24 protein-coding genes are annotated in these 20,649 nt (G+C 72.3%); 9 read left to right on the top strand and 15 right to left on the bottom strand.

All coding sequences use genetic code 11. The features are described 5' to 3' along the window. Window positions 1–75 precede the first annotated feature (75 nt). The 3 genes from ACIPPM_RS03975 (at window position 76) to ACIPPM_RS03965 (ending at window position 3,302) form a co-directional block, all read left to right on the top strand. The gene (locus ACIPPM_RS03975) at window positions 76–1,005 is read left to right on the top strand and encodes a universal stress protein (protein WP_401442606.1); all 930 of its coding nucleotides are present in this window, start codon (window positions 76–78) and stop codon (window positions 1,003–1,005) included. 17 nt (window positions 1,006–1,022) lie between these two features. Beyond that, complete coding sequence (locus tag ACIPPM_RS03970) at window positions 1,023–1,880, top strand: universal stress protein (RefSeq protein WP_401442603.1); 858 nt, start codon at window positions 1,023–1,025, stop codon at window positions 1,878–1,880. A gap of 354 nt (window positions 1,881–2,234) precedes the next feature. After that, window positions 2,235–3,302 (top strand): zinc-dependent alcohol dehydrogenase family protein, encoded by a 1,068-nt coding sequence (locus tag ACIPPM_RS03965; RefSeq protein WP_401442600.1) that lies wholly within the window; start codon window positions 2,235–2,237, stop codon window positions 3,300–3,302. Window positions 3,303–3,364: 62 nt separating this feature from the next. Here the strand turns inward: ACIPPM_RS03965 and ACIPPM_RS03960 are convergent, their stop codons facing one another. Both ACIPPM_RS03960 and ACIPPM_RS03955 read right to left on the bottom strand, forming a co-directional pair. Further along, the gene (locus ACIPPM_RS03960; protein ID WP_401442597.1) at window positions 3,365–3,661 is read right to left on the bottom strand and encodes a hypothetical protein; all 297 of its coding nucleotides are present in this window, start codon (window positions 3,659–3,661) and stop codon (window positions 3,365–3,367) included. A 167-nt stretch (window positions 3,662–3,828) separates the two neighbouring features. Then, window positions 3,829–4,293, bottom strand: a complete 465-nt coding sequence (locus tag ACIPPM_RS03955; RefSeq protein WP_401442594.1) for a hypothetical protein — start codon at window positions 4,291–4,293, stop codon at window positions 3,829–3,831. Window positions 4,294–4,490: 197 nt separating this feature from the next. On the opposite strand from ACIPPM_RS03955, the gene ACIPPM_RS03950 reads away from it, so the two are divergent. After that, window positions 4,491–5,414, top strand: a complete 924-nt coding sequence (locus ACIPPM_RS03950; RefSeq protein ID WP_401442591.1) for an LLM class F420-dependent oxidoreductase — start codon at window positions 4,491–4,493, stop codon at window positions 5,412–5,414. Window positions 5,415–5,470: 56 nt separating this feature from the next. After that, complete coding sequence (locus tag ACIPPM_RS03945; protein ID WP_401442589.1) at window positions 5,471–6,298, top strand: DUF1684 domain-containing protein; 828 nt, start codon at window positions 5,471–5,473, stop codon at window positions 6,296–6,298. 57 nt (window positions 6,299–6,355) lie between these two features. On the opposite strand, the gene ACIPPM_RS03940 is transcribed toward ACIPPM_RS03945, so the two are convergent. Further along, window positions 6,356–6,844 carry a MarR family winged helix-turn-helix transcriptional regulator gene (locus ACIPPM_RS03940; protein WP_401442586.1) on the bottom strand — a complete coding sequence of 163 codons (489 nt, stop codon included), beginning with the start codon at window positions 6,842–6,844 and terminating at the stop codon, window positions 6,356–6,358. 88 nt (window positions 6,845–6,932) lie between these two features. Here ACIPPM_RS03940 and ACIPPM_RS03935 point away from each other — a divergent pair, with 88 nt between their 5' ends. Continuing rightward, window positions 6,933–7,688 (top strand): isochorismatase family protein, encoded by a 756-nt coding sequence (locus ACIPPM_RS03935; RefSeq protein ID WP_401442583.1) that lies wholly within the window; start codon window positions 6,933–6,935, stop codon window positions 7,686–7,688. Window positions 7,689–7,783: 95 nt separating this feature from the next. Here ACIPPM_RS03935 and ACIPPM_RS03930 read toward each other — a convergent pair whose 3' ends face one another. Beyond that, complete coding sequence (locus ACIPPM_RS03930) at window positions 7,784–8,734, bottom strand: 2-hydroxyacid dehydrogenase (protein ID WP_401442580.1); 951 nt, start codon at window positions 8,732–8,734, stop codon at window positions 7,784–7,786. Between the two features lie 74 nt (window positions 8,735–8,808). On the opposite strand from ACIPPM_RS03930, the gene ACIPPM_RS03925 reads away from it, so the two are divergent. Both ACIPPM_RS03925 and ACIPPM_RS03920 read left to right on the top strand, forming a co-directional pair. Then, complete coding sequence (locus ACIPPM_RS03925) at window positions 8,809–10,137, top strand: MFS transporter (RefSeq protein WP_401442577.1); 1,329 nt, start codon at window positions 8,809–8,811, stop codon at window positions 10,135–10,137. Window positions 10,138–10,238: 101 nt separating this feature from the next. After that, on the top strand, window positions 10,239–11,000 hold the full coding sequence (locus ACIPPM_RS03920; RefSeq protein ID WP_401442574.1) for an IclR family transcriptional regulator: 762 nt from the start codon (window positions 10,239–10,241) through the stop codon (window positions 10,998–11,000). A 22-nt stretch (window positions 11,001–11,022) separates the two neighbouring features. Here ACIPPM_RS03920 and ACIPPM_RS03915 read toward each other — a convergent pair whose 3' ends face one another. The 6 genes from ACIPPM_RS03915 to ACIPPM_RS03890 all read right to left on the bottom strand — a co-directional run bounded on the left by ACIPPM_RS03915 (window position 11,023) and on the right by ACIPPM_RS03890 (window position 15,635). Beyond that, entirely contained in the window at window positions 11,023–11,310 is a 288-nt protein-coding gene (locus tag ACIPPM_RS03915; RefSeq protein WP_401442571.1) for a hypothetical protein, read from the bottom strand. A gap of 23 nt (window positions 11,311–11,333) precedes the next feature. Then, window positions 11,334–11,654 carry a hypothetical protein gene (locus tag ACIPPM_RS03910; protein ID WP_202448902.1) on the bottom strand — a complete coding sequence of 107 codons (321 nt, stop codon included), beginning with the start codon at window positions 11,652–11,654 and terminating at the stop codon, window positions 11,334–11,336. A 226-nt stretch (window positions 11,655–11,880) separates the two neighbouring features. Next, entirely contained in the window at window positions 11,881–13,050 is a 1,170-nt protein-coding gene (locus ACIPPM_RS03905) for an NAD-dependent formate dehydrogenase (RefSeq protein WP_401442567.1), read from the bottom strand. Between the two features lie 431 nt (window positions 13,051–13,481). Further along, window positions 13,482–13,895: a cupin domain-containing protein gene (locus ACIPPM_RS03900; protein WP_401442564.1), complete on the bottom strand. Its 414-nt coding sequence runs from the start codon at window positions 13,893–13,895 to the stop codon at window positions 13,482–13,484. Window positions 13,896–13,903: 8 nt separating this feature from the next. Further along, a complete protein-coding gene (locus ACIPPM_RS03895) occupies window positions 13,904–14,590 on the bottom strand; it encodes an SDR family NAD(P)-dependent oxidoreductase (RefSeq protein ID WP_401442561.1) in 687 nt (228 codons plus the stop codon). Window positions 14,591–14,618: 28 nt separating this feature from the next. Beyond that, window positions 14,619–15,635 carry a zinc-dependent alcohol dehydrogenase family protein gene (locus tag ACIPPM_RS03890; protein ID WP_401442559.1) on the bottom strand — a complete coding sequence of 339 codons (1,017 nt, stop codon included), beginning with the start codon at window positions 15,633–15,635 and terminating at the stop codon, window positions 14,619–14,621. Window positions 15,636–15,768: 133 nt separating this feature from the next. Here ACIPPM_RS03890 and ACIPPM_RS03885 point away from each other — a divergent pair, with 133 nt between their 5' ends. Then, on the top strand, window positions 15,769–16,668 hold the full coding sequence (locus ACIPPM_RS03885) for a helix-turn-helix transcriptional regulator (protein ID WP_401442556.1): 900 nt from the start codon (window positions 15,769–15,771) through the stop codon (window positions 16,666–16,668). Here ACIPPM_RS03885 and ACIPPM_RS03880 read toward each other — a convergent pair. The 5 genes from ACIPPM_RS03880 to ACIPPM_RS03860 form a co-directional block, all read right to left on the bottom strand. Beyond that, on the bottom strand, window positions 16,644–17,876 hold the full coding sequence (locus ACIPPM_RS03880) for a PP2C family protein-serine/threonine phosphatase (RefSeq protein WP_401442554.1): 1,233 nt from the start codon (window positions 17,874–17,876) through the stop codon (window positions 16,644–16,646). The genes ACIPPM_RS03885 and ACIPPM_RS03880 overlap by 25 nt on opposite strands. A gap of 90 nt (window positions 17,877–17,966) precedes the next feature. Next, window positions 17,967–18,305 carry a DUF3040 domain-containing protein gene (locus tag ACIPPM_RS03875; protein ID WP_401442551.1) on the bottom strand — a complete coding sequence of 113 codons (339 nt, stop codon included), beginning with the start codon at window positions 18,303–18,305 and terminating at the stop codon, window positions 17,967–17,969. 117 nt (window positions 18,306–18,422) lie between these two features. Beyond that, a complete protein-coding gene (locus tag ACIPPM_RS03870; RefSeq protein ID WP_381138857.1) occupies window positions 18,423–18,824 on the bottom strand; it encodes a hypothetical protein in 402 nt (133 codons plus the stop codon). Between the two features lie 339 nt (window positions 18,825–19,163). Further along, window positions 19,164–19,748 carry a hypothetical protein gene (locus ACIPPM_RS03865; protein WP_401442548.1) on the bottom strand — a complete coding sequence of 195 codons (585 nt, stop codon included), beginning with the start codon at window positions 19,746–19,748 and terminating at the stop codon, window positions 19,164–19,166. 62 nt (window positions 19,749–19,810) lie between these two features. Further along, entirely contained in the window at window positions 19,811–20,551 is a 741-nt protein-coding gene (locus ACIPPM_RS03860) for an SDR family oxidoreductase (RefSeq protein ID WP_401442545.1), read from the bottom strand. Window positions 20,552–20,649 lie beyond the last annotated feature (98 nt).

Raw genomic sequence — 20,649 nt, 5'->3', positions numbered from 1 at the left:
GGCCCGGGCGGCCCGTTGCGGTCAGGCTGGTGGGTGGGGCTGCTTCGGCCCCCGGACGCCAGGGAGGTGTGGACGATGCCCCGGACCGTGACCGTAGGACTGGACGGCTCCGCCGAGAGCCGGGCCGCCGCCGAGTGGGCGGCGCGCGAGGCGGTGCTGCGCGGGCTGCCGTTGCGGCTCGTCCAGGTGTGGGAGCCGCTGCCCGACCCGCTGGCGCAAGCCCCGCTGCTCGGCGCCGAGGCCGAGCAGGAGTGGACCGAGCGGGCGCCGAGCGAGAGCGCGGCGGGGCTCCGGCTGCGTCACCCCGGCCTGGAGGTGAGCACCGAGCAGCGCACCGGCGACCCGGTGGACGAACTGTGCGAGGCCGCCGGGACGTCCGAACTGCTGGCGCTCGGCTCACGCGGCCTGGGCGGGTTCCAGGGGGTCATCGTCGGCTCGGTCGGCATGGCGGTGGCCGGTCATGCCGGATGCCCGGTGGTGCTGGTCAGGGCGGGTGAGCAGGCCGCCGACGAGCACCTGGCGGACCCGGCGGGCATCCCGTCGGCCGCGACACCGTTCCGGCCGGTCGTGCTGGGCCTGGACATCACCGCGCCCGACGCGGCCCTGCTGGACTTCGCCTTCGGCACCGCCGCGCTGCGCGGTGCCCCGCTGCGGGTGGTGTACGCCTGGGTGCCGCAGCCCCCGCCCGCGTACACCAGCACCCCCGGCTACGCCTACGAGGCGGAGGCGCCCCCGGTCGCCGAGGAGGCGCTCGAACCACGCAACGCGTTCATGCTCGGCAGGGCGCTGGAGCCCTGGCGGAAGTCGTTCCCGGACGTCGACGTGGCCGAGGCGGCGGTCGAGGGCAGCGCCGGGTCCGTGCTGGTGGACGCCGCCCGCGACGCCTGCCTGGTCGTGGTCGGCCGCCGGGTGCGCAAGTCCCGGCTCGGCGCCCACCTCGGGCACGTCGCGCACGCCGTGCTGCACCACTCCCCCGCCCCCGTCGCCGTCGTCCCGCACGGCTGACCGAAGTGGAGAACCCGATGGACGAGCCGATCGTGGTCGGTGTGGACGGTTCCGCGCCTAGCCTGCGCGCCGTGGACTGGGGCGCGGAGGAAGCGGCCCTGCGCGGGGCGCCGCTGCGCCTGGTGTACGCCTCGCTCTGGGAGCGCTACGAGGGCGAGCTGATCGCCCAGGAGCTGAACCGCCCCGTGGAGGAGGTCATGGCCCGCGACGTGGTCGGCACCGCCGAGGCGCGGGCCCGGCTGCGCCGCCCCGGTGTGGAGGTCACCACCGATGTACTGCCCGGTGAACCGGAGTACGCGCTCGTCCGGGAGAGCCGTACCGCCCGCGCGATGGTGGTCGGCAGCCGGGGTCGCGGCGGGGTCGCCGAGGCGCTGCTCGGTTCGGTCAGCCTGACGGTCGCCGGGCACGCGCACTGCCCGGTGTTCGTGCTGCGCGACGGCCCTGAGGAGGAGGCGGCCGGCGGTTCCCCGCGGATCGTGCTGGCGGTCGGCGACAAGCCCCGTGACGCGGCCGCCGCCCGGTTCGCGGCCCAGGAGGCCGAGCTGCGCGGGCTGCCGCTGGAGGCGGTACGCGCCTGGCGGCGGCCCTCGGGCCCCTTCACCGGCCATGACGCGGCCGAGACCGACCCGGAGGAGGCCGCGCGGGAGGCGGCGGCCGAGGCCCTGCGGGAGGTGCCGGAGGGGGTGGTGACGGTGGTCCGTACCCCGGAGGGCCACACCCGTGACGCCGTGGCCGAGGCGGCACGCGGCGCCACCCTTCTCGTGGTCGGGGCCCACCCCCGGCATGGCGGCTTCGGTCTGCAGCTCGGCCGGGTGGCCCACGGCCTGCTCCACCGTGCGCCCTGCCCGGTCGCGGTGGTCCCGGAACCGGCTTAGGCGCGACGGGCGTGGGCGCGCTTCGGCGGATCGGCTTGGTGTGATTCTCGGCGATGCGTCGAGCGAAACGTATGTGGGCTCGCACTGTGTGGGCTCGCACTGTGTGGGGCCGCGACGTGTGGGCTCGCACTATGTGGGGCCACAACATGTGGGCTCGCACCATGTGAGCTGGCACTGTGTGGGCCCCGCCGCTCCCCTCCGGGGTACCCGTGTGGCCCGCCGCGTCGGGCGTGGGCCGGGCGGCCCGTGCGCGGGAGCGCCGGGGCGGCGAAGCTGGAGACAGGGGCCGGTTCCTGGCCGTGACGGCAGGCGCGGGATCAGCAGCGGGCCGGCCGACGAGGTGAGGAGCGCGTCATGAAGGGCTTCGTCTTTCACGGACCGGGCCAGGCGTCCTGGGAGGACGTCCCGGACCCCGCGGTCAAGGAGCCGACCGACGCGATCGTGAAGGTCGGCATGGTGTCCATCTGCGGGACCGATCTGCACATCCTCAAGGGAGACGTGCCCGAGGTGCCGCCCGGCACGGTGCTCGGCCATGAGGCGGTCGGCGAGGTCGTGGACGTGGGCAGCGATGTGCGCACGGTCCGGCCGGGCGACCGGGTGCTGGTCTCCTGCATCACGTCGTGCGGCCGGTGCCGCTTCTGCCGGGAGGGCCGGTACGGCCAGTGCCTGGGCGGGGGCGGCTGGATACTCGGGCATCTCGTGGACGGCACCCAGGCCGAGTACGTCCGGGTCCCGTTCGCCGACCTGTCCGTGCACCCGCTGCCCGCCGCCGTGCCGAGCGAGGTCGCGGTGCTGCTGGCGGACATCTTCCCCACCGCGTACGAGGTGGGGGTGCTCAACGGGCAGGTCCGGGCGGGTGACACGGTGGTGATCGTGGGTGCCGGGCCGATCGGGCTGGCGGCCGTCGTCGCGGCGCGGCTGTACGCCCCCGAGCGGATCATGGTGGTGGACCTGGCCAGGACCCGGTTGCAGGCGGCCCGGCGGCTCGGCGCGGACGTGGTCGCCCTCGCGGGTGAGGACCCCCGGCTGCTGGTGGACGATCTCACCGGCGGGCTCGGCGCGGACGTGGCCGTGGAGGCGGTCGGCGTACCGGAGAGCTTCGAGCTGTGCACCCGTGTGGTGCGGCCCTGTGGGCACGTGGCCAACGTCGGCGTCCACGGCTCCGCGGCGATGCTGCACCTGGAGGACCTGTGGATCAGGGACGTCACCATCACGACGGGCCTGGTGGACACGTACTCCACCCCGACCCTGCTGCGGATGGCGGCGGCGGGCCGACTGCCGACCGCGGAGTTGGTCACCCACACCTTCCCGCTGAACCACATGGCGGAGGCGTACGAGGTGTTCGCCCACGCCGCCGAGACGGGTGCGCTGAAGGTGGTGCTGGGCGCGGACCGGCACGAGGTGGCCATCCCGATGCCGTGAGTCCCTGGTCCTGACGGGCTCCGGACCCCGTGGTCCCGGCCGCGAGGGGGCGTGGCGCCGGGTCAGGTGCGCCAGAGGGTGGCCGCGGCGGCGGCGAGGGTGACCAGCGCGGAGAGGGCCACCATCACGGTTCTCAGGCGCCCCGGCCAACGTGCCCCGCGTCGCCGACGCGGGGGTTCCGAGAGCCGGTTGTCCGGCGGTAGGAGCAGCAGGCACCAGGGGCACTCGTCGTCAGGCGGGTGCGGCGGCAGCCAGTGGATCTCACCGCGCGGGGGCGGGCGGGGGTCGTCGCGCGCGTCCCTGTCGTCCCTGCGGTCCCTGTCGTCCCTGCGGTCTCTGTCGTCCCGGTCGTCTCTCATGTCACTCCGTGAGCGCGGTGGCCACCGCGTCATCGTTGCGAAACCCTGGGCCTTTGCCTCACCTAACAGCCAGGCCCTGGGGAGAGGTTGCGGGTCATGCCTGCCGTACGGTCGTTCTGCACATGCGCGAGCGACGGGTCAGGACTTCCACGGGACGCCGGAGGGGGTCAGCGGCGGCAGTCGCCCGCCACCACCCCGTAGGTGACGGCGCCGAAGACCAGGTGGGGCACCAGGTCCGACACCCAGTCCTTCGCGGACCACGTGCGGGGGTCGGTGACGCCCAGCCGGGTCATGGACGCGTCCGTGGCCGCCATGGCGAGCACACCGGTCACCAGGCTCCCCGCCCACCACGGCAGCCGGACGCCGACACGGTGCGCCAGGGAGACGACCACGCCGGTGGCGACACCGACGCCGATGCCGCTGAGCGCGCCGAGCCCGGAAAGCCGGTTCTCCCGCGTGTCGCCGGTGCCCCCGACGTGCAGCCCCACGTCCTCGGCGAGCTTGTCGGCGGCCTGGGCGGGCACGTCACTGGCGCCCCTGCCCCGCAGGGCCATGTCGGCGTAGGTGGCGGCGTCGAGGGCGGTGGTACCGGCGGCGCCCGCCGCCGCACCGCGCAGAATGCTACGAATCATGCGCCCCCGAGTTCCCGGAACGCCATCCGCGAACCATGAGGGCCCGCCGTACGGGTGTGGGGACTCCACACATGGTCGACACACACCGGGGGTGCCCCACCCCGGTGTCTCCGCACACCAGGGTCTCCACACACCCGCAAAGAACCTGTCACACAAAGACCGGAATGCGGCCTCGGTCGGTGGCCGTTCTGTAGGGCATGACTGTGGGAGCAGTGCTCAACACGCCCGGCGCCGTGAACCAGGTCGACGCCTCCGTCCTCCAAGCCCGCGAGGCCGCCGCGGCGGGACTGCGGTCCGTCTGGTTCGGCCAGACCTTCGGCGCGGACTCGCCCCAGCTCGCCGCGATCGTCGGCCGCGAGGTACCCGGTCTCCAGGTGGGCACCTCCGCGATCCCGGTGTTCGGCCGCCATCCCCTGCTCGTCTCCAGCCAGGCCCAGACCGCCCAGGCGGCCACGCACGGCCGCTACCACCTCGGTCTGGCGCTCGGCACCAAGCTGCTGACCGAGGGCGGGTTCGGGCTGCCCTTCGAGCGCCCCATCGCCCGGCTGCGCGAGTTCCTCACCGCGCTGCGCCAGCTCACCGAGACCGGGAACGCCGACTTCCACGGCGAACTGCTCACCGCGGTCACCCCGATCCCGGCACGGGTACCGGGTGCCGGGGACGGCGTACCCGTACTGGTGGCCGCGATGGGCCCGCAGGCGCTCAAGGTCAGCGGCGAACTCGCCGACGGCATCCTGCCGTACCTCGCCGGACCCCGGGCACTGGAGCGGGACATCGTCCCGGCGGTCACCGCGGCGGCCGAGGCGGCGGGGCGGCCCGCGCCCCGGATCGTCGCGCTGGTGCCGGGCGTGGTCACCGACGACGCGGACGCGGTACGGGAGAAGGCCACCGAACAGCTCGCGTTCTACGAACAGATCCCGTCCTACGCCCGCGTCATCGAACACTCCGGCGCCCGCCGGGCGTCGGACGTGGCCGTGATCGGCGACGAGCGGACGGTCGCCGCCGAGGTGCGCCGCTACCGGGACGCGGGGGCGACGGAGGTGGTCTTCGCGGGCACCGAGGTCGCCGGTGACGAGGCCCGGCTGCGCACCTGGGCCCTCCTCGGCGAACTGGCGGAATGAGCCGTCACCCCCGTACACCCCCCGCACACCCCAATAAGCACGACGAAGGAGCACCGATGACCACCCACGCCCCGGCGACCGACCTGCACGCCTTCACCGAGTCCTGGCTCGACTGGTACCGCGCGCACGAGGAACGTCTCGCCGACCCGCACGGCTTCCTCGCGGTCACCAGCCTGAACTGGCTGGACGAGCACCCCCGGCGCTTCCCCGACGCCCCCGGCGCCTGGCACACCGGCCCCGACGGCGTCACCGTGACCCTGGACGACGGCGAGGAGCTGACCGTGGCCGGGCAACCGGTGCGCGGGGAGCAGCACTTCGGTGTCCTCCCGGAGCGCGGCGGCGTGGAGGCGGTGTGGGGAGACGCCGTGATCGAGGTGGCCAGGCGTGGCGGCCACGACATCGTGCGTCCCCGGCACCCGGACGCCCCGCTGCGCACCGCCTTCGCGGGGACGCCCGCCTACGCGCCCGACCCGCGCTGGGTGGTGACGGGCCGGTACGAACCCTTCCCCGAGCCCCGCCCCACCACCGTCGGCGCCGCCGTGGAGGGTCTTGAGCATGTGTATGACGCGCCCGGCCGGATCACGTTCGAGCTGGCGGGTCGCACACTGTCCCTGACCGCCTTCCCCGGCAGTGGACCCGGCGCCCTGACGGTGTTGTTCACCGACGAGACCTCCGGTCGCACCACGTACGCCGCGAACCGTGTCCTCTCCCTGGCACCGCCCGCCGACGACGGCACGGTGGTGCTCGACTTCAACCGCGCGGCGAATCTGCCCTGCGCCTACACCGACCTGGCCACCTGCCCGCTGCCCCCGGCGGAGAACCGGCTGCCGGTGGCGGTGGAGGCGGGCCTGAAGATCCCGCGCGAGCGGGGTGGGGCGGCCTGACGGCACGTCGAGAAGAGGCCGGTCAAGAAGAAGCCGGGTCCCTCGTCCGAGGCCCGGTCACGCCTGCCGGTCGAGCGGCTTGACCACGGCGCCCTCGGGGTCCAGGCGTTCGAGTACGGCGTCGGCGATGGCGGCGAGCTGGTCCAGCTGCTCCGGCGTCAGGGCGTCGATGACGTTGTACCTGGCCGTGGCCACATGGCCCGGAGCGGCGGCGGCGAGCTTCTCGCGGCCGGCCTCGGTGAGACGGGCGTCGGTGGCCCGCTTGTCGTCCGGGCAGGGGGACCGGGCCACCAGACCGCGTTCCTCCAGCCTGCGCACCACATGGGAGAGCCGGGGGAGGGTGGCGTTCGTGCGGTCGGCCAGGGCCGTCATCCGCAGTTGACCCTCGCGCGCCTGGGAGAGCACGACGAGGACGTGGTAGTCGAAGTGGGTCAGGTCCGCGTCGCGGCGCAGCTGGGCGTCGAGCACACCCGGCAGCAGCTCCAGCACGGCGACCAGGCGCACCCATGCGCGCATCTCCTGTGAATCCAGCCAACGAGTGCTCATGAGGCCATTCTAGCCAAGAGGTTGACGCTACAACCTTCCCCGCCCTACCCTTTTGGTTGTAGCAACAACCTTCAACGGAAGTGAGCTCATGTCGAACCGCGAGATCGTCAGCCCCGTCACCGACGGCGTGCAGCCCTGCGCGTCCTCCCCCGACGAGGCCCGCGCCGCCGGCCGTACCCCCTACGAGAAGCCCACCCCGCAGAACAGCGTCATGCTGCTGATCGACCATCAGATCGGCCTCATGACCAGCATCCGGGACTTCCAGTCGCTCGCCACCCTGCGGGCCAACGTCCTGGGACTCGGCCGGATCGCCAAGGCTCTCGACATCCCCGTCCTGCTCAGCTCCTCCAACGCCCAGTGGCAGAACGGCGACACGATCCCGGAGCTGAAGGAGCTCTTCCCCGACGAGCCGATCTACCGCCGCACCGGCATCATCAACTGCTACGAGGACCCGAGCTTCCGCTCCGCCCTCGAGGAGCTGATGACCCGGACCGAGCGCACGCACGTGATCATCGCCGGTATCACCATGGGCACCTGTACGGCGATGCCGACCCTGTCCATGCTGAACGACGGCTACCGCGTCCTGCCCGTCATCGACGCCTGCGGCGCCTGGAACCAGTACGAGGCCCAGGCGGCCATGTCCCGCATGGCGAACGCCGGGGCCGAACTGGTCACCACCTTCGCCCTCGGCTGTGAACTCCAGGCCGACTGGAAGCTGCCCACCGCGGACGCCATGTTCGAGCCGTTCGTGAAGGAGCTGCCCGAGTACGGCTACCTCATCCAGAACTTCTGGAACAACGCCAACACCCACACCGTCGAGGACCCCTTCGGTCAGGTCAAGTAGTAGACGGCACACGGACATCGGCCCGTGCGCGCCCCTGGTCGCCCGACCGGGACGCGCACGGGCCGCCGACGCCGGTGCCCGTCACCACGCGCGCGTCAGTCGCGCGGGAAGAGGTGGTGCAGCGGCTCCCCGGCGGCGAACCGCCGTACCTGCTCGACGATGAGACGCTCCGCGCGGGGCCGAAACGCGGCCGAGCCGCCCGCGACATGCGGGGTGAGGAGCACTCCGGGGGCGTGCCGCAGGGGGTGTTCGGCGGGCAGCGGCTCGGGGTCGGTGACGTCCAGGGCCGCCCGAAGCCTGCCCGACCGGGTCTCGGCCAGCAGGGCCCCGGTGTCCAGCGTGCGGCCACGCCCGACGTTGACGACCAGTGCGCCGTCGGGCAGCGCGGCCAGCTCCGCCGCGCCGAACATGCCGACGGTGCCCGGGTTCTCGGGCAGCACGAGCACGACGACGTCCGTGTCCGGCAGCAGCGCGGGCAGGTCGGCCACGGCGTGGACGCCCTCCTGGGGCCGGGCGCGCCGCGCGACCCGGACGACCTCCGCCTCACAGGCGAGCAGGCGCCGTTCCAGCGCCGCGCCGATGGAGCCGTACCCGACGATCGTGACGCGGGCGTCGGCCAGGGAGCGGGTGAAGTGCGGCGCCCAGCGCCCGGCGGCCTGGTCGACGACCCACTGCGGGAGGTCCCGCTGGGCGGCGAGGATCAGCCCGAGGGCGTGCTCGGCGGTGGAGGCGTCGTGCAGGCCGCGCCCGTTGTGCAGGGTGACCCCGGCGGGCAGGTACGGGACGAGCTTCTCGACCCCGGCGCTGAGTGATTGCACCGCGCGCAGGTTCGGCAGCTTCGGCAGCAGGTCGACGGCGTCCGGCACGGCGTAGGGCATCACCCACAGGCCGACGCGCGCGAGCACGTCGTCGGCGGCTTCGGTGCCGGGGGTGGCGCCGTCCCACATGTGGACTTCCACACCTTCGGGCCAGGGGCCGTGGTGGCGGTCCAGGTCGGGCCAGGGCAGCAGGACGCCGGTGGCGGTGTGGTGCAGATCTCTGGTCATCGGACCCTCCGTCTCGTACCGTGCTTTCCGTCCAGTGAAACACTTTCCATCACACGGAAAACAGGGGGTCCGGGATGACAGCGACGTCACCCGCCACCGACACCGCAGCGGCGGCACCTGCGCAGGCAGGCTTCTGGCGGTCCTCCCGCGCCCGGTATCTGATGCCGGTCGCGTTCGTCACCTACTCGCTCGCCTATCTCGACAAGTCCAACTACGCGATCGCCTCCGCCGGGGGCATGGCCGAGGACCTCAAACTGTCGGCGGGGGCGGACTCCCTGATCGCCGCGTCGTTCTTCCTCGGCTACTTCTTCTTCCAGATCCCCGGCACGATCTACGCCGAACAGCGCAGCGCGCGCCGCCTGGTGGCCTGGTCGACCGTGGCCTGGGGTCTGCTCGCCGTGCTGCAGGGCCTGCTCAGCAGCCCGGCCCAGCTGATCGCGGTGCGGTTCGCGCTGGGCGTGGTCGAGGGCGCGGTGCTGCCGTCGATGGTGATGCTGCTGGGCCGGTGGTTCACGCGCGGCGAGCGCGGCCGCGCCAACACCTTCCTCATCCTGGGCAACCCGGTCACGGTGATGTGGCTGTCGGCGGTCTCCGGCTGGCTGGTGTCGGTCTCGGACTGGCGGGTGATGTTCATCGCCGAGGGCGTGCCGTCGGTGCTGTGGGGCGTGTGCTGCCTCTGGCTCATCAAGGACCGCCCGGAGCAGGCCCGTAACCTCCCCGAGGCCGAACTCGCGCTGCTCCGAGCTGACTTGGCGGCGGAGCAGGCGGCCGCACCACCGGTGACCGGCACCCTGCGCGAGCGGTACGGCCGGGTGCTGCGCTCCCCCGCCGTGCTCACCATGGCCGCGCAGTATTTCTTCTGGTCGTTCGGCATGTACGGCTTCGTCTTCTGGCTCCCGGCCATCATCAAGAAGGGCTCCGGGGAGGGCATCGGCGCCACCGGCCTGCTCACCGCGATCCCGTACGCCTGCGCGGCCGTGGCCATGCTGGTCAACTCCCGTCTCTCCGACCGCAGTGGGCGCCGACGGGTGGCCGTGTGGCCGTGGCTGGCCTGCGGCGGACTCGCCCTGCTCGGCTCGTACGCGGCCGGAGACGACTTCCCGCTCGCCCTCACCCTGCTCGTGGTGGCGGGCGTGTGCCTGTACGCGCCGTACGGCCCGTACTTCGCCCTGGTCACCACCCTGGCTCCGCCGGGGATCGCGGGCGCGGCGGTCGCGCTGGTCAACTCCTTCGGCGCGCTGGGCTCGTTCGCCGGGACCTACCTGGTCGGCTGGGTGCGCGGCACCGAGCTGGGCGACGCGGGCGCCTTCGGCCTGATGGCGGTGTGCGCCCTGGTCGCCGCCGCGCTGACCCTCGCGGCACCCGAGCCCGCGAAGAGCTCCGGCCCGGTCCCGGTACGGTGACCGTCGAAGCGGCGGCCGCCCCGGCACACGTACGGACGGCCGCCGCACCCCATCCCCACCCCGGCCACGACAGCGGCCGTGAACGACGAAAGGCGCGCACGGTGACCACACCATCCGGCGACGACATGCTGGGCCGGGGGCTGCGGCTGCTCACCGTGCTGGCCGAGCACCCCGCCGGTCTCGGCGTCAGCGCCGCCGCGCGCGCCGCGAAGCTGCCCGTGAGCAGCGCCCACCGCATCCTCGGCCGCCTGGTCGAGGAACGGTTCGCCACCTACGACGCGGAGGCCCGGCGGTACGCGCTGGGCTCCCGGGTGCTGGAACTGTCCCGCGGCTTCCAGCGCTCCCCCGCGGGCTACTCCGCCGCGGCCGCGCCGATGCGCGGACTCGGCGCGCGCACCGGCCTGCCCGTGATCGCGGGCATCCTCAACGACAGCGAGGTCCTGCTCGTCCTCTCCGTCCAGGGCACCCAGCATCTCCAACTGCGCAACGCCGAGGGCACCCGCAACCCCTGGCACGCCACCTCGCTGGGCAAGGCGCTGGCCGCCTGGCTGCCGGAGGCGGAACGCGAACGCCTGCTCGCCGGTCCGCTCCCGGCGGTGACCCCCCGCACGATCACCGATCCCGCCCTGCTGCGCGCCGAGTTGGCCCTCGTACGGGAGCGGGGCTGGGCGGAGGTCGACGAGGAGAACGAGATCGGCGTCCGCTCGATCGCGGTGGCACTGCCCGACACCCCGGAGGGCACCCCGCCGCTCGCGCTGTCCGTCGCCGCGACGGTCATCCTGACGGACGCCGACCAACTCCGCGCACACGCGCCCGCGTTGCGGGAGTGCGCGGAGGAGGTCGCGGCGCGGATGTCGCCGTAGGCCCGTCAGGACTCCGTCGGCTTCAGCAGAACCAGCCGTCCTGGACCCAGCCCCGGCGGTTGATGTCACCGTAGGCGAAGCCGTAGGCCCAGCCGGACTGCTTGCTCTCCACGAGGAACGTCTGTCCCTTGCTGAGCGTGCCCATCCAGGCGCCCAGCGGCTCGGTCCGCACGAAGAGATCCTGCGCGCAGACGGTCTCGCGGGTGCCGACGGTGCCGTTGGCGGCCTGCGCGGGGCCGGAACCCAGCAGCAGGACGGCGCCGACGGCGGCCACGAGCGCCGCGAAGCGGACGGTACGGGGTGCGGACATGCCCCTGCCTCCCTTGTCCCGGCTCACCATGAGCCGTAGCCGCCGATGCATTCGTCGCGCACATAGCCCCAGTCGTTGGGGCCGAAGTCGAAGGTGGCGGCCCAGCCGTTGTAGACGGGGTGGGCGCCCCGCGTGTGGCCGACCTTGTCGCCGTAGTACAGCGTCCGGACCAGGCCGGTGGGGCCGGAGGAACTGTCGTAGTTGGCGTAGAAGCTGGCGCTCTGGCAGGTGATGATCGCGTGATCCGGGACGACGGCGGCCTGGGCCGGGGCCGGGATCTGGAGCAGCGCGGCGGTGGCCAGCGCGGGGGCGGCAAGAGCGAGGGCTCGTCTGAGCAGGGGCACGGCGCATCGACTCCTCGTGGGGGAGGTGTGGGTTGACGCGGGTAGACCGTAGCGCCGTTTGGCATGCGCGCAACAGGGCGCATCGCAGATAGGACACGCCTATGACCGCGTCGGCGGGCCCTCTGGGCGGCGCTTTTCCGGGACATGAAAGAGCGGCCGTTTTATCCGGTGCTGCATTCCGTGCTGGAACACCGGGTAAAACGGCCGCCGAACCTATTGTTCAGGTTCAGTTCTTCTTGTCGCCTGCGGTGTAGGAGGCGGCGCCGGTGCCGGCGAGCTTTCCGCCGTCGACGATGAGGTATTCGTCGCGAATGGGCTTGTTGTCGAAGAAGTCTTCGAGGATCTCGCGGGTGCCTGCGGCGTAGCGGGCCTGGGCGGTCAGGGAGGTGCCGGAGATGTGGGGGGTCATGCCGTTGAACGGCATGGTGCGCCAGGGGTGGTCGGCCGGGGCGGGCTGGGGGTACCAGACGTCGCCTGCGTAGCCGCCGAGCTGGCCGGACTCCAGGGCGCGGACCACGGCGTCGCGGTCGACGATCTGGGCGCGGGCGGTGTTCACGATGTAGGAGCCCTTGCGCATGCTGTTCAGGAGCTTCTCGTCGAACAGGTTCAGCGTCTCGGGGTGGAGGGGTGCGTGGATGGAGACCACGTCGACGTTCTTGGCGAGGTCCTGCGCGGTTTCGTGGAAGGTGAGGTTGAGCTCTTCCTCGACCTCCTTGGGCAGGCGGCGCTTGTCGGTGTAGTGCAGACGCACGTCGAAGGGCTTGAGGCGGCGCAGGACGGCGACGCCGATGCGGCCGGCGGCGATGACGCCGACGTCCATGCCTTCGAGGTCGTAGGAGTGGGAGACGCAGTCGGCGATGTTCCAGCCGCCCTCGGCCGCGATCTTGTGCGAGGGGAGGTAGTTCCGCACCAGGGAGAGGACCATCATGACGGCGTGTTCGGCGACGCTGATGGAGTTGGAGTAGGTGACCTCGGCGACGGTGATGCCGCGGGCGATCGCGGCGTCGAGGTCGACGTGATCGGAGCCGATACCCGCGGTCAGGGCCAGCTTCAGCTTCGGCGCCTTTGCGATCCGCTCGGGGGTGAGGTAGGCGGGCCAGAACGGCTGGGAGATCACCACATCGGCATCCGGGAGTTCACGGTCCAGGACCGAGTCCGGGCCCTCCTTGTCGGAGGTGACGACCAGGGTGTGGCCGCGGGACTCCAGGAACTCGCGCAGGCCCAGCTCACCGGAGACGCTGCCCAGCAGCTCACCGGGGGTGAAGTCGATGCCGTCGGGGCTGGGCAGGGTCTGCCCGCCGGGATAACCCTCGATCTTCGGCAGACTCGTCCGGGCGTACCGGGGCGGGAATCCGTCGACCGGGTCCGGGTAAAGGACGCAGACAATCTTAGCCACGATTTCCTCCTCTGGAATGACGGAATAACCCCGGAATTCCTTACCGGTTTCCGTTCCGAAAACCACACTCCACCCGTCCGGGCAGCACGGTCAAAGAGGAGGATTCAACCACTTAATAGGAGTTGCTTATTGGTTGAGGTCTTCAACCTCCACGAGGGGAGGGCGTGGCGACCCCCTACAGCGGCCGCCGGGACCGAACTACCGCCTCCGAACTGCGCGTTCGAATGCCTTTCGCACCCTCTCCCGCACCCACGGGGCATCCGCAGGGCCACTCCCACCCGCCGCCGCGCCCCCACTTCAACGGCTTCCGGTGTGACCGATGCCACACCGCAAGTCCACCGCATATGCCATGCCAACCAGCACCACCAGCCGCACATGCAACCTGAAGCGCACTTTTGACATTGCATTCGCGTGCGACATCTCGAATTCGACTACCGCCCCCTCACACGAGCCCCGCCGTACTGCTCCGCGGTGACTCCCTCCGCCCAGGTGGTCTCCGGCGCGCCCCCGTCCCGCCCCTCCCACAGGGCGATGTGTTCCATGAAGTGGTCGGGAGTCGCGCCGTGCCAGTGCTGCTCGTCGGGCGGGCAGGTGACCGTCTCGCCCTGGTGGGCTTCCAGGACGGTGCCGTCCCGGGTGCCGATCAGGGCCACGCCGGAGATGACGTGGAGGGTCTGGCCGAGGGCGTGGGAGTGCCAGTGGGTGCGGGCGCCCGGTGCGAAGCGGACGAGGTTGGCGCGCAGCCGGGAGGGCTCCTGGCCGGCGACGATGACGTCCCACCACACGTCGCCGGTGAACCACTCGGCCGGGGCCTTGCTGGTGGGCTGTCGCTGGACGAATTCCACGGTGTCTCTCAACTCTGTCGTACGGAGGGCTGGTCGGGCATCGGTTCGGCGTAGTGCCGGAAACCGGTCCGCTCGGTGTGGAGGGTGTAGAGGCGTTCCGCCAGGACCTCGGGGCTGCTGTGCTCGGCGCCGGGGCGGATCGCGCCCGGCACGATGAGCTGGGCCGCGTGGATGTTCTCCCCGGCCAGCGCGTCATGGAGCAGCCGCGCGTAGGCACTCTCGGCGGCGAAGGCGATCGACGTACCGGCCCGCTCGGGGTGGGGGCGGACGGCGGTGCCGCCGTTGACGAACAGCAGCGTGCCCCGGCCCAGCGTCCGCATCCCCGGCAGGACGGTCCGGACGCAGGTGACCGGGCCCTTCACGGAGAACGCCAGCGGGGCGTCGAGGTCGGCGGCGTCCGTGTCGAGGACCGGCTTCATGAAGTCGGCGCGGGGCACCGGGCTGTACTGGAGGATCTCGATCGGCCCCAGTTCCTCGGCGGCGGCCGTCAGGGCGGCGGCGAGCGAGGCGGGGTCGAGTACGTCGGCGGTGTGACCGCGGGCCCGGACGCCGTCGCGGCCCAGTTCCTCCACCAGGCTCGCCAAGTGGTCCGCGTCGCGGGCGATCAGGGCGACGTCGTGTCCGGCGGCGCCGAAGCGGCGGGCGGCGGCGAGCCCCAGTCCGGGGCCCGCCCCGACGACGGCGAATGTGGTCATGATGCGTCCTCCGGAAGATTCAAAGCTTTCAGGGCTGCAGCAGCGTCTTGATCGCGCGCCGCTCGTCCATCGCCCGGTACCCCTCCGCCACCTGGTCCAGCGGCAGTGTCAGGTCGAAGACCCTGCCCGGATCGATGCGGCCCGACAGGACGAGGTCGATCAGTTCGGGCAGGTAGCGGCGGACGGGGGCGGGGCCGCCACGCAGGCCGACGTGGGAGAAGAAGAGTTCCTGGGCGTCGATCGTGACGTCGTGCGGGACGCCGACGAAGCCGACGTTCCCGCCGGGCCGGGCCGAGTGCAGCGCCTGTCGCATGGACTCGGCGGTGCCGACGCACTCCAGGACCGAGTCGGCGCCGATCCCGTCGGTGAGGTCCTTGATCCGGGCGACGCCCTCCTCTCCGCGCTCGGTGACGATGTCGGTCGCGCCGAACTCCAGGGCGAGTTTCCGCCGGGGCTCGTGCCGGCTCATCGCGATGATCCGCTCCGCGCCCTGCTCCTTGGCCGCGATCACCCCGCACAGCCCGACCGCGCCGTCCCCGACGACCACCGCGGTGGAGCCGGGCCGGACCTCGGCGGCCAGGGCGGCGTACCAGCCGGTGCCCATCACGTCGGAGACGGCGAGCAGACCGGGCAGGAACTCGTCGCCCGGGATCTCCTCGGTGGCGACGAGGGTGCCGTCCGCGTTCGGGACGCGTACGAGGTCGGCCTGGCAGGTGCTCATGAACTCCCGGTGCAGACAGCTGGACTGCCAGCCGTTGCGGCAGTTCGCGCAGGTGTTGTCCGAGGTGGCGAAGGAGCCCACGACGAGCTGTCCCGGCCGGACGGAGGTGACCTCGCCGCCGACCTCCTCCACCACCCCCACGTACTCGTGACCCATCGGATGCGGGTCCCCGAGCGGCTCCAGACCCCGGTACGGCCACAGGTCCGAGCCGCAGACACAGGTGACGACCGTACGGATGATCGCGTCGGTCGGCCGGAGGATCTTCGGGTCGTCGAGCGTCTCGAGGCGCACATCGCCGGGGGCGTGGATCACTGCTCCGCGCATGACGGGCTCCTTGGGGTCGGTGCGGTTGCTTCCGTATCCAGGTAACCGCTGTTCCGCGTGGGCAGCGAGGCACCGTCGAGGGGTGTACCAGCGGTACACCCCTCCCGTGGCGGGAGGGACGTACCGTCGAGGGATGGACAACCGTGACGAGGTCCGCGAGTTCCTGACCTCGCGGCGAGCGAAGATCACCCCCGGGCGGGCCGGACTGCCCGCCGGGCCCCGGCGCCGCGTGCCCGGCCTGCGCCGCAGCGAGGTGGCGGCGCTGGCGGACGTCAGCGTCGAGTACTACGCCAAGCTCGAACGCGGAAACCTCGCCGGGGTCTCACCGGCCGTCCTGGAGTCCGTGGCCCGCGCCCTCCAGCTGGACGACGCCGAGCGCGCCCACCTGCTGCACCTGGCCCAGGCCGCCGACGGCTCCGACGCCCTCACCCGGCCGCGCCGGAGACACGGCAAGGCACGGTGGACCCCGCACCGCAGCCTGCAGTGGACGCTGGACGCGATCACGGCGGGCCCCGCCTTCGTCCGCAACGCCCGGATGGACGTGGTCGCGGCCAACGACTTGGCCCGCGCCTTCTACAGCGACCTCTTCACCGGCACCGAGCAGCCGAACCTCGCCCGGTTCAACTTCCTCGATCCGGCCTCCCGGCGCTTCTACCCGGACTGGGACACCTTCGCCGACATCTGCGTCGCCATCCTGCGCACCGAGGCGGGCCGCGACCCGTACGACCGGGACCTGCACGACCTCGTCGGCGAACTCTCCACCCGTAGCGAGGAGTTCCGCTCCCGCTGGGCCGCCCACGACGTCCGCCACCACGGCACCGGCACCAAACGCTTCCACCACCCCACCGTCGGCCCCCTCACCCTCGCCTACGAGGGCCTGCGGCTGACCGCGGAACCGGACCTCACCCTCACCGTCTACACGGCCGAGCCGGGCTCCCCGTCGGAGGAAGGACTACGGCTGCTGGCGTCATGGTCGGCCACGGAGGAAACCGCCGCCGGTACCGGGCATCACCAGCCCGGCGCGCCATCCTGACCGGGACGGACGTCCGCGCCCGCGTTGGACCGGCGGTCGTCGGTGGTGGGGCCGTGCCAGTCCAGGCAGAGCACGGTGGCGTCGTCGTCGAGGCTGTCGCCCCCGGCCGCGAGGACCGCGGCGACCAGGACGCGGACGACCTCGCGCGGATGCTCCGTGGCGGTGTCGCGGAGGAGCCCGGGCAGGTCGACGGATGCCGCCCGGCGTTCCTGCGTGCCGTCGGTGTGGAGGAGGAGGCGGTCGCCGGGCCGCAGATCGAGGTCCTGCACCTCGTACGGGCCGCGTCGGCCGGTCACCCCGAACGGCAGGTTGACGTTCAGCCTGACCGGGGTGACCTCGCCGTCGCGCAGCCGCAGCGGCCAGAGGTGCCCGGCGTTGACGAGCTGGGCGCGGCTTCCGTCGAGGGCGATGCGCAGGAGTTGGCCGGTGGCGAAGGTCCGCCGTCCGTGGTCGAGCAGGGCCTGGTGGATGCGCTGGGCCTGCTCGGCGAGACCGGCCCCGGCGCGGCGGGCGCCGCGGGAGGCGTTGACCAGGAGGGTGGCCATGAGGGCGGCGTCGACGTCGTGGCCCATCGCGTCGGTGATGGACAGGTGCAGGGTGTCCTGGTCGAGGGTGTAGTCGAAGGTGTCACCGGCGCTGCTGTCGGCCGGGACCAGCGCACCGGCGAGGGCGAACTCGGCGGCCTCGCAGGAGGGGGCGGAGGGCAGCAGCTGGCGCTGGATCTCCGCGGCCAGGCTCACCGGGGTGGTGCGCTGCCCCCAGTGGTACAGGTCGGTGAAGCGGCGGTCGGTGACGACGATGTACGCCAGCGCGTGTGCCGCCTCCTCGACCTGCTCCAACACGTCCTCGGTGACGTCGGGCAGCCACAGCTCCAGTACCCCGATGGTGTCGCCGCGGTTGGTGACCGGGGCGACGACCCGCTGTCCCTGCCCGTCGTCGACCGCCCGCGCCGGTTTCTGGGTGCGCAGGACCTCGTCGTAGATGCTTCCGGCCAGGGGGATCTGGTCGGCGCGGTGTCCCCGCTGGATGGCCGACTCCTCGGTGACCCTGACCACACGCCGCCCGACGACGTCGACGAACAGGAGCGACACGGACTGCGCGCCGAACCGGTCGCACAGATTGCGGGCGACCACGTCGAGTGAGGCGACGGGAGCCGCGGCCTCCGCCGCCTCGAGTACTTCGGCCAGTCCGATCCTGTCGCGCGCCACATTTGCCTCCCTGGGTCGACCTCTCTCCTTCCCGCAGGTCGAAGGGACACGCAGGTGTGGACGATACGGACGCCTCGAGGGGGTGGCACCTCACTCGATGGCGGGCGGCGCCGACCTCCACCCCCGGCTCCAGCGCAGGGTCAGCCGGATCAGGCCGGCCAGGGTCAGCAGCCAGGTGGCCGCGAAGACCCAGAGCAGGACCGGGTGCGCGTAGGCGACGGCGACGGCGAGCAGGGTGAGGGAGACGACGGCGAAGGCGATCACCGCGATGGCGAGGGTGTGCGGCCTTCCGTGCGGGGCGGCCGTCGCGCCGGGGCGCATGACCCGTATCTCCGCGAGCCGCCGGGCGAGCGCCGGGTCGCGGCTGAGCGCCCGCTCCATCTCGGCCAGGACGCGCTTCTCGTGCGGAGACAGGCGGACTTCCTTCATGGCGGGCACCTCCTGCTCCGAAGCCGTCACCTGTGCTTCGGCCCTCCGCGCGCCCCCGGATGCAGCGCGCACGCGGAGGGGCCGCGCCCGTCGGACGCGGCCCCCGGGTGCGCGCTGTCAGTCGAGCAGCGTGACCGAGTAGTCGAGCGTGGTGCCGGTGACGGAGTACGTCGCCGTCTGCCCGTTGTCGCAGTACGAGACGTACCGGTTGCCGTAGTTCTTGGTGCCCGCGACGGCGTCGACGTACGGGCGCAGGTCGGTGCCCTCCGGGAACGACGTGGTCGTCAGGTCGATGGTCCGGGTCTGGTTCACGGGGTACGCGTCGGTCGACGGCGACTGCTCCCCGGTACGGGTGCTCGCGGCCCAGGAGAGCACGAACCCCGAGTTGTTCACCACCGCGACCTTCTGGACACAGGGCGCCGCCTGCGCGGGCGCGGCCTGCGCGGTCACCGCCGGGACGGCGGCGAGCGCGACGGCACCCATCAGCGGCAGCGCGGTCCTGAAGAGCTTGCGGTTCATCGTTCGACTCCCTCTCGTTAGTACGTCAAGTCCCGCTCCTTGTACGGGACTTGGGATGCGGCGCGAGTACCCGGAGATGCCCCGCGAGCACTACCGTCCTGGGCCCGGCGCAGGGAATCGGCCATTCGTTCGGATGGAAACGGAACGGCCGGGCGTCGCGACCCGTCCGACACGTGTCACACCTGCTGGCCGCCCCTCCGGACGCACCGGCCGCAGGGGGCGAGGCGCGTCACCGGCTCGGGGCGGGCACCCGTCGTACGAGGCGGGGCGAGGGCGGGGAGGGATACGGAATGGCTGAATCCGAGGACGGCCGGAGCCACCGGGACGACCGGGGGCCGGTCAGGCGGGCCAGGTGTAGCCGAGGGAGAAGTCGACCACGACCGCGAAGGTCAGGTACATGCACCAGAGGGCCGTCAGGATGCGGAACAGGCCCATGAGGCGTTCCAGCGCGGGGACGCCGACGAAGGTGACGAACTTGGTCGCGTAGACGAGGAAGAGACCGATGAAGAGCACCCCGACCGGCCAGGAGTGCGCCGCGAAGAACACCAGGATGCCGAGCGCGCCGAGCACCATGAAGGACAGTGAGAACCCGACGTTCACGCGCGGATCGTTGCCCCGGTAGCGGTCCCAGCCGAGGGCGAACCAGTGGATGCCGTACGCGGAGAAGGCGAGCGAGGCCATGTACAGCGGCGGTTCCCGGAACACCTCGAACCAGGTCAGTCCGACCGCGAGGATGATGCCGGTGACGAACTGGCAGAACCCCGGCATCCAGATGGCCCAGGTACCGAGCGCCCGGTCCACCGCCTCGCTCCGCGGCGGCCACCCCAGCAGCTCCTGGATGCCCCAGATCAGATAGCCGGTGCCGAGTCCGAAGAAGCCGAGCGCCAGCGGCGGGTACGCCGACGTGGTGAAGGTCACGTCCATGCGCCTCAGTCTTCCGAAGGGGGCGCCGGGCTGCATCTCCGGCGCCCTCTCCCCCGCGCGGCTCAGGCGGTGAAGCCACCGTCCACGTGGATCGAGGCTCCGGTGATGTACGCCCCGTCCGGGCTCGCCAGATGGGCGATCGTCGCTGCGATCTCGGCGGCTTCCGCGTAACGGCCCACCGCCGTGAGGCCGGTGATCGCCTCGGCGTTCGGCCCGTCGGCGGGGTTGGTGTCCGTGTCGGTGGGGCCGGGGTGCACCAGGTTGACGGTGATCCCGCGCGGCCCGAGTTCGCGGGCCAGCCCCTTGGTCATCCCGGCGAGCGCCGTCTTGCTCATCGAGTACAGCGCGAGTCCGGGGAAGGGGGCGCGGTCGGCGACGTTGCTGCCGACGCTGATGATGCGGCCGCCGGGGCCCATGTGGCGCGCGGCCGCCTGGGACGCGACGAACGGCGCCCGGACGTTCACCGCCAGGGTGCGGTCGATCTCCGCCGGGCTCATGCCATCCAGCGGGCCCACCACGAAGACGGCGGCGTTGTTCACCAGGATGTCGATCCGGCCGAACGTGGCGGCGGCCTCCTCCACCGCCGCGGTGACCGCCTCGGGGACGGCGCTGTCGGCCTGGACGGCCAGCGCCCGGCGCCCCATGGCCTCGACCTTCTCCACCACCTGTTCGGCGAGATCCGTACGACTCTCGTACGTCAGCACGACATCGGCGCCCTCTTCGGCCAGCCGTAACGCCACGGCGGCGCCGATGCCCCGGCTGCCACCCGTGATCAGGGCGACGTTTCCTTCGAATCTGTTCATGCGGTCGAGCATCGTCGTCACCGGCGCCGGGGGCTGGCGGGAAGCGGACCTGGCGTCACACCGCGAACTCGTCGAGCCGCGCCCTGCTCGGTCGCGGC

This window comes from Streptomyces sp. NPDC090119 (assembly GCF_044747085.1).
In the GTDB taxonomy this organism is placed as follows: Bacteria; Actinomycetota; Actinomycetes; order Streptomycetales; family Streptomycetaceae; genus Streptomyces.
Note: the sequence above shows the minus strand (reverse complement) of the source record. Positions and strands in the feature narration are given on the sequence as shown.

Coding starts and splice junctions, on each gene's coding strand:
- ACIPPM_RS03870 (WP_381138857.1), bottom strand. CDS start 18,824: ATGAACCGCAAGCTCTTCAGGACCGCGCTGCCGCTGATGGGTGCCGTC.
- ACIPPM_RS03970 (WP_401442603.1), top strand. CDS start 1,023: ATGGACGAGCCGATCGTGGTCGGTGTGGACGGTTCCGCGCCTAGCCTG.
- ACIPPM_RS03950 (WP_401442591.1), top strand. CDS start 4,491: ATGACTGTGGGAGCAGTGCTCAACACGCCCGGCGCCGTGAACCAGGTC.
- ACIPPM_RS03930 (WP_401442580.1), bottom strand. CDS start 8,734: ATGACCAGAGATCTGCACCACACCGCCACCGGCGTCCTGCTGCCCTGG.
- ACIPPM_RS03955 (WP_401442594.1), bottom strand. CDS start 4,293: ATGATTCGTAGCATTCTGCGCGGTGCGGCGGCGGGCGCCGCCGGTACC.
- ACIPPM_RS03865 (WP_401442548.1), bottom strand. CDS start 19,748: ATGGACGTGACCTTCACCACGTCGGCGTACCCGCCGCTGGCGCTCGGC.
- ACIPPM_RS03945 (WP_401442589.1), top strand. CDS start 5,471: ATGACCACCCACGCCCCGGCGACCGACCTGCACGCCTTCACCGAGTCC.
- ACIPPM_RS03895 (WP_401442561.1), bottom strand. CDS start 14,590: ATGACCACATTCGCCGTCGTCGGGGCGGGCCCCGGACTGGGGCTCGCC.
- ACIPPM_RS03860 (WP_401442545.1), bottom strand. CDS start 20,551: ATGAACAGATTCGAAGGAAACGTCGCCCTGATCACGGGTGGCAGCCGG.
- ACIPPM_RS03940 (WP_401442586.1), bottom strand. CDS start 6,844: ATGAGCACTCGTTGGCTGGATTCACAGGAGATGCGCGCATGGGTGCGC.
- ACIPPM_RS03960 (WP_401442597.1), bottom strand. CDS start 3,661: ATGAGAGACGACCGGGACGACAGAGACCGCAGGGACGACAGGGACCGC.
- ACIPPM_RS03890 (WP_401442559.1), bottom strand. CDS start 15,635: ATGCGCGGAGCAGTGATCCACGCCCCCGGCGATGTGCGCCTCGAGACG.
- ACIPPM_RS03915 (WP_401442571.1), bottom strand. CDS start 11,310: ATGTCCGCACCCCGTACCGTCCGCTTCGCGGCGCTCGTGGCCGCCGTC.
- ACIPPM_RS03925 (WP_401442577.1), top strand. CDS start 8,809: ATGACAGCGACGTCACCCGCCACCGACACCGCAGCGGCGGCACCTGCG.
- ACIPPM_RS03875 (WP_401442551.1), bottom strand. CDS start 18,305: ATGAAGGAAGTCCGCCTGTCTCCGCACGAGAAGCGCGTCCTGGCCGAG.
- ACIPPM_RS03975 (WP_401442606.1), top strand. CDS start 76: ATGCCCCGGACCGTGACCGTAGGACTGGACGGCTCCGCCGAGAGCCGG.
- ACIPPM_RS03965 (WP_401442600.1), top strand. CDS start 2,235: ATGAAGGGCTTCGTCTTTCACGGACCGGGCCAGGCGTCCTGGGAGGAC.
- ACIPPM_RS03885 (WP_401442556.1), top strand. CDS start 15,769: ATGGACAACCGTGACGAGGTCCGCGAGTTCCTGACCTCGCGGCGAGCG.
- ACIPPM_RS03935 (WP_401442583.1), top strand. CDS start 6,933: ATGTCGAACCGCGAGATCGTCAGCCCCGTCACCGACGGCGTGCAGCCC.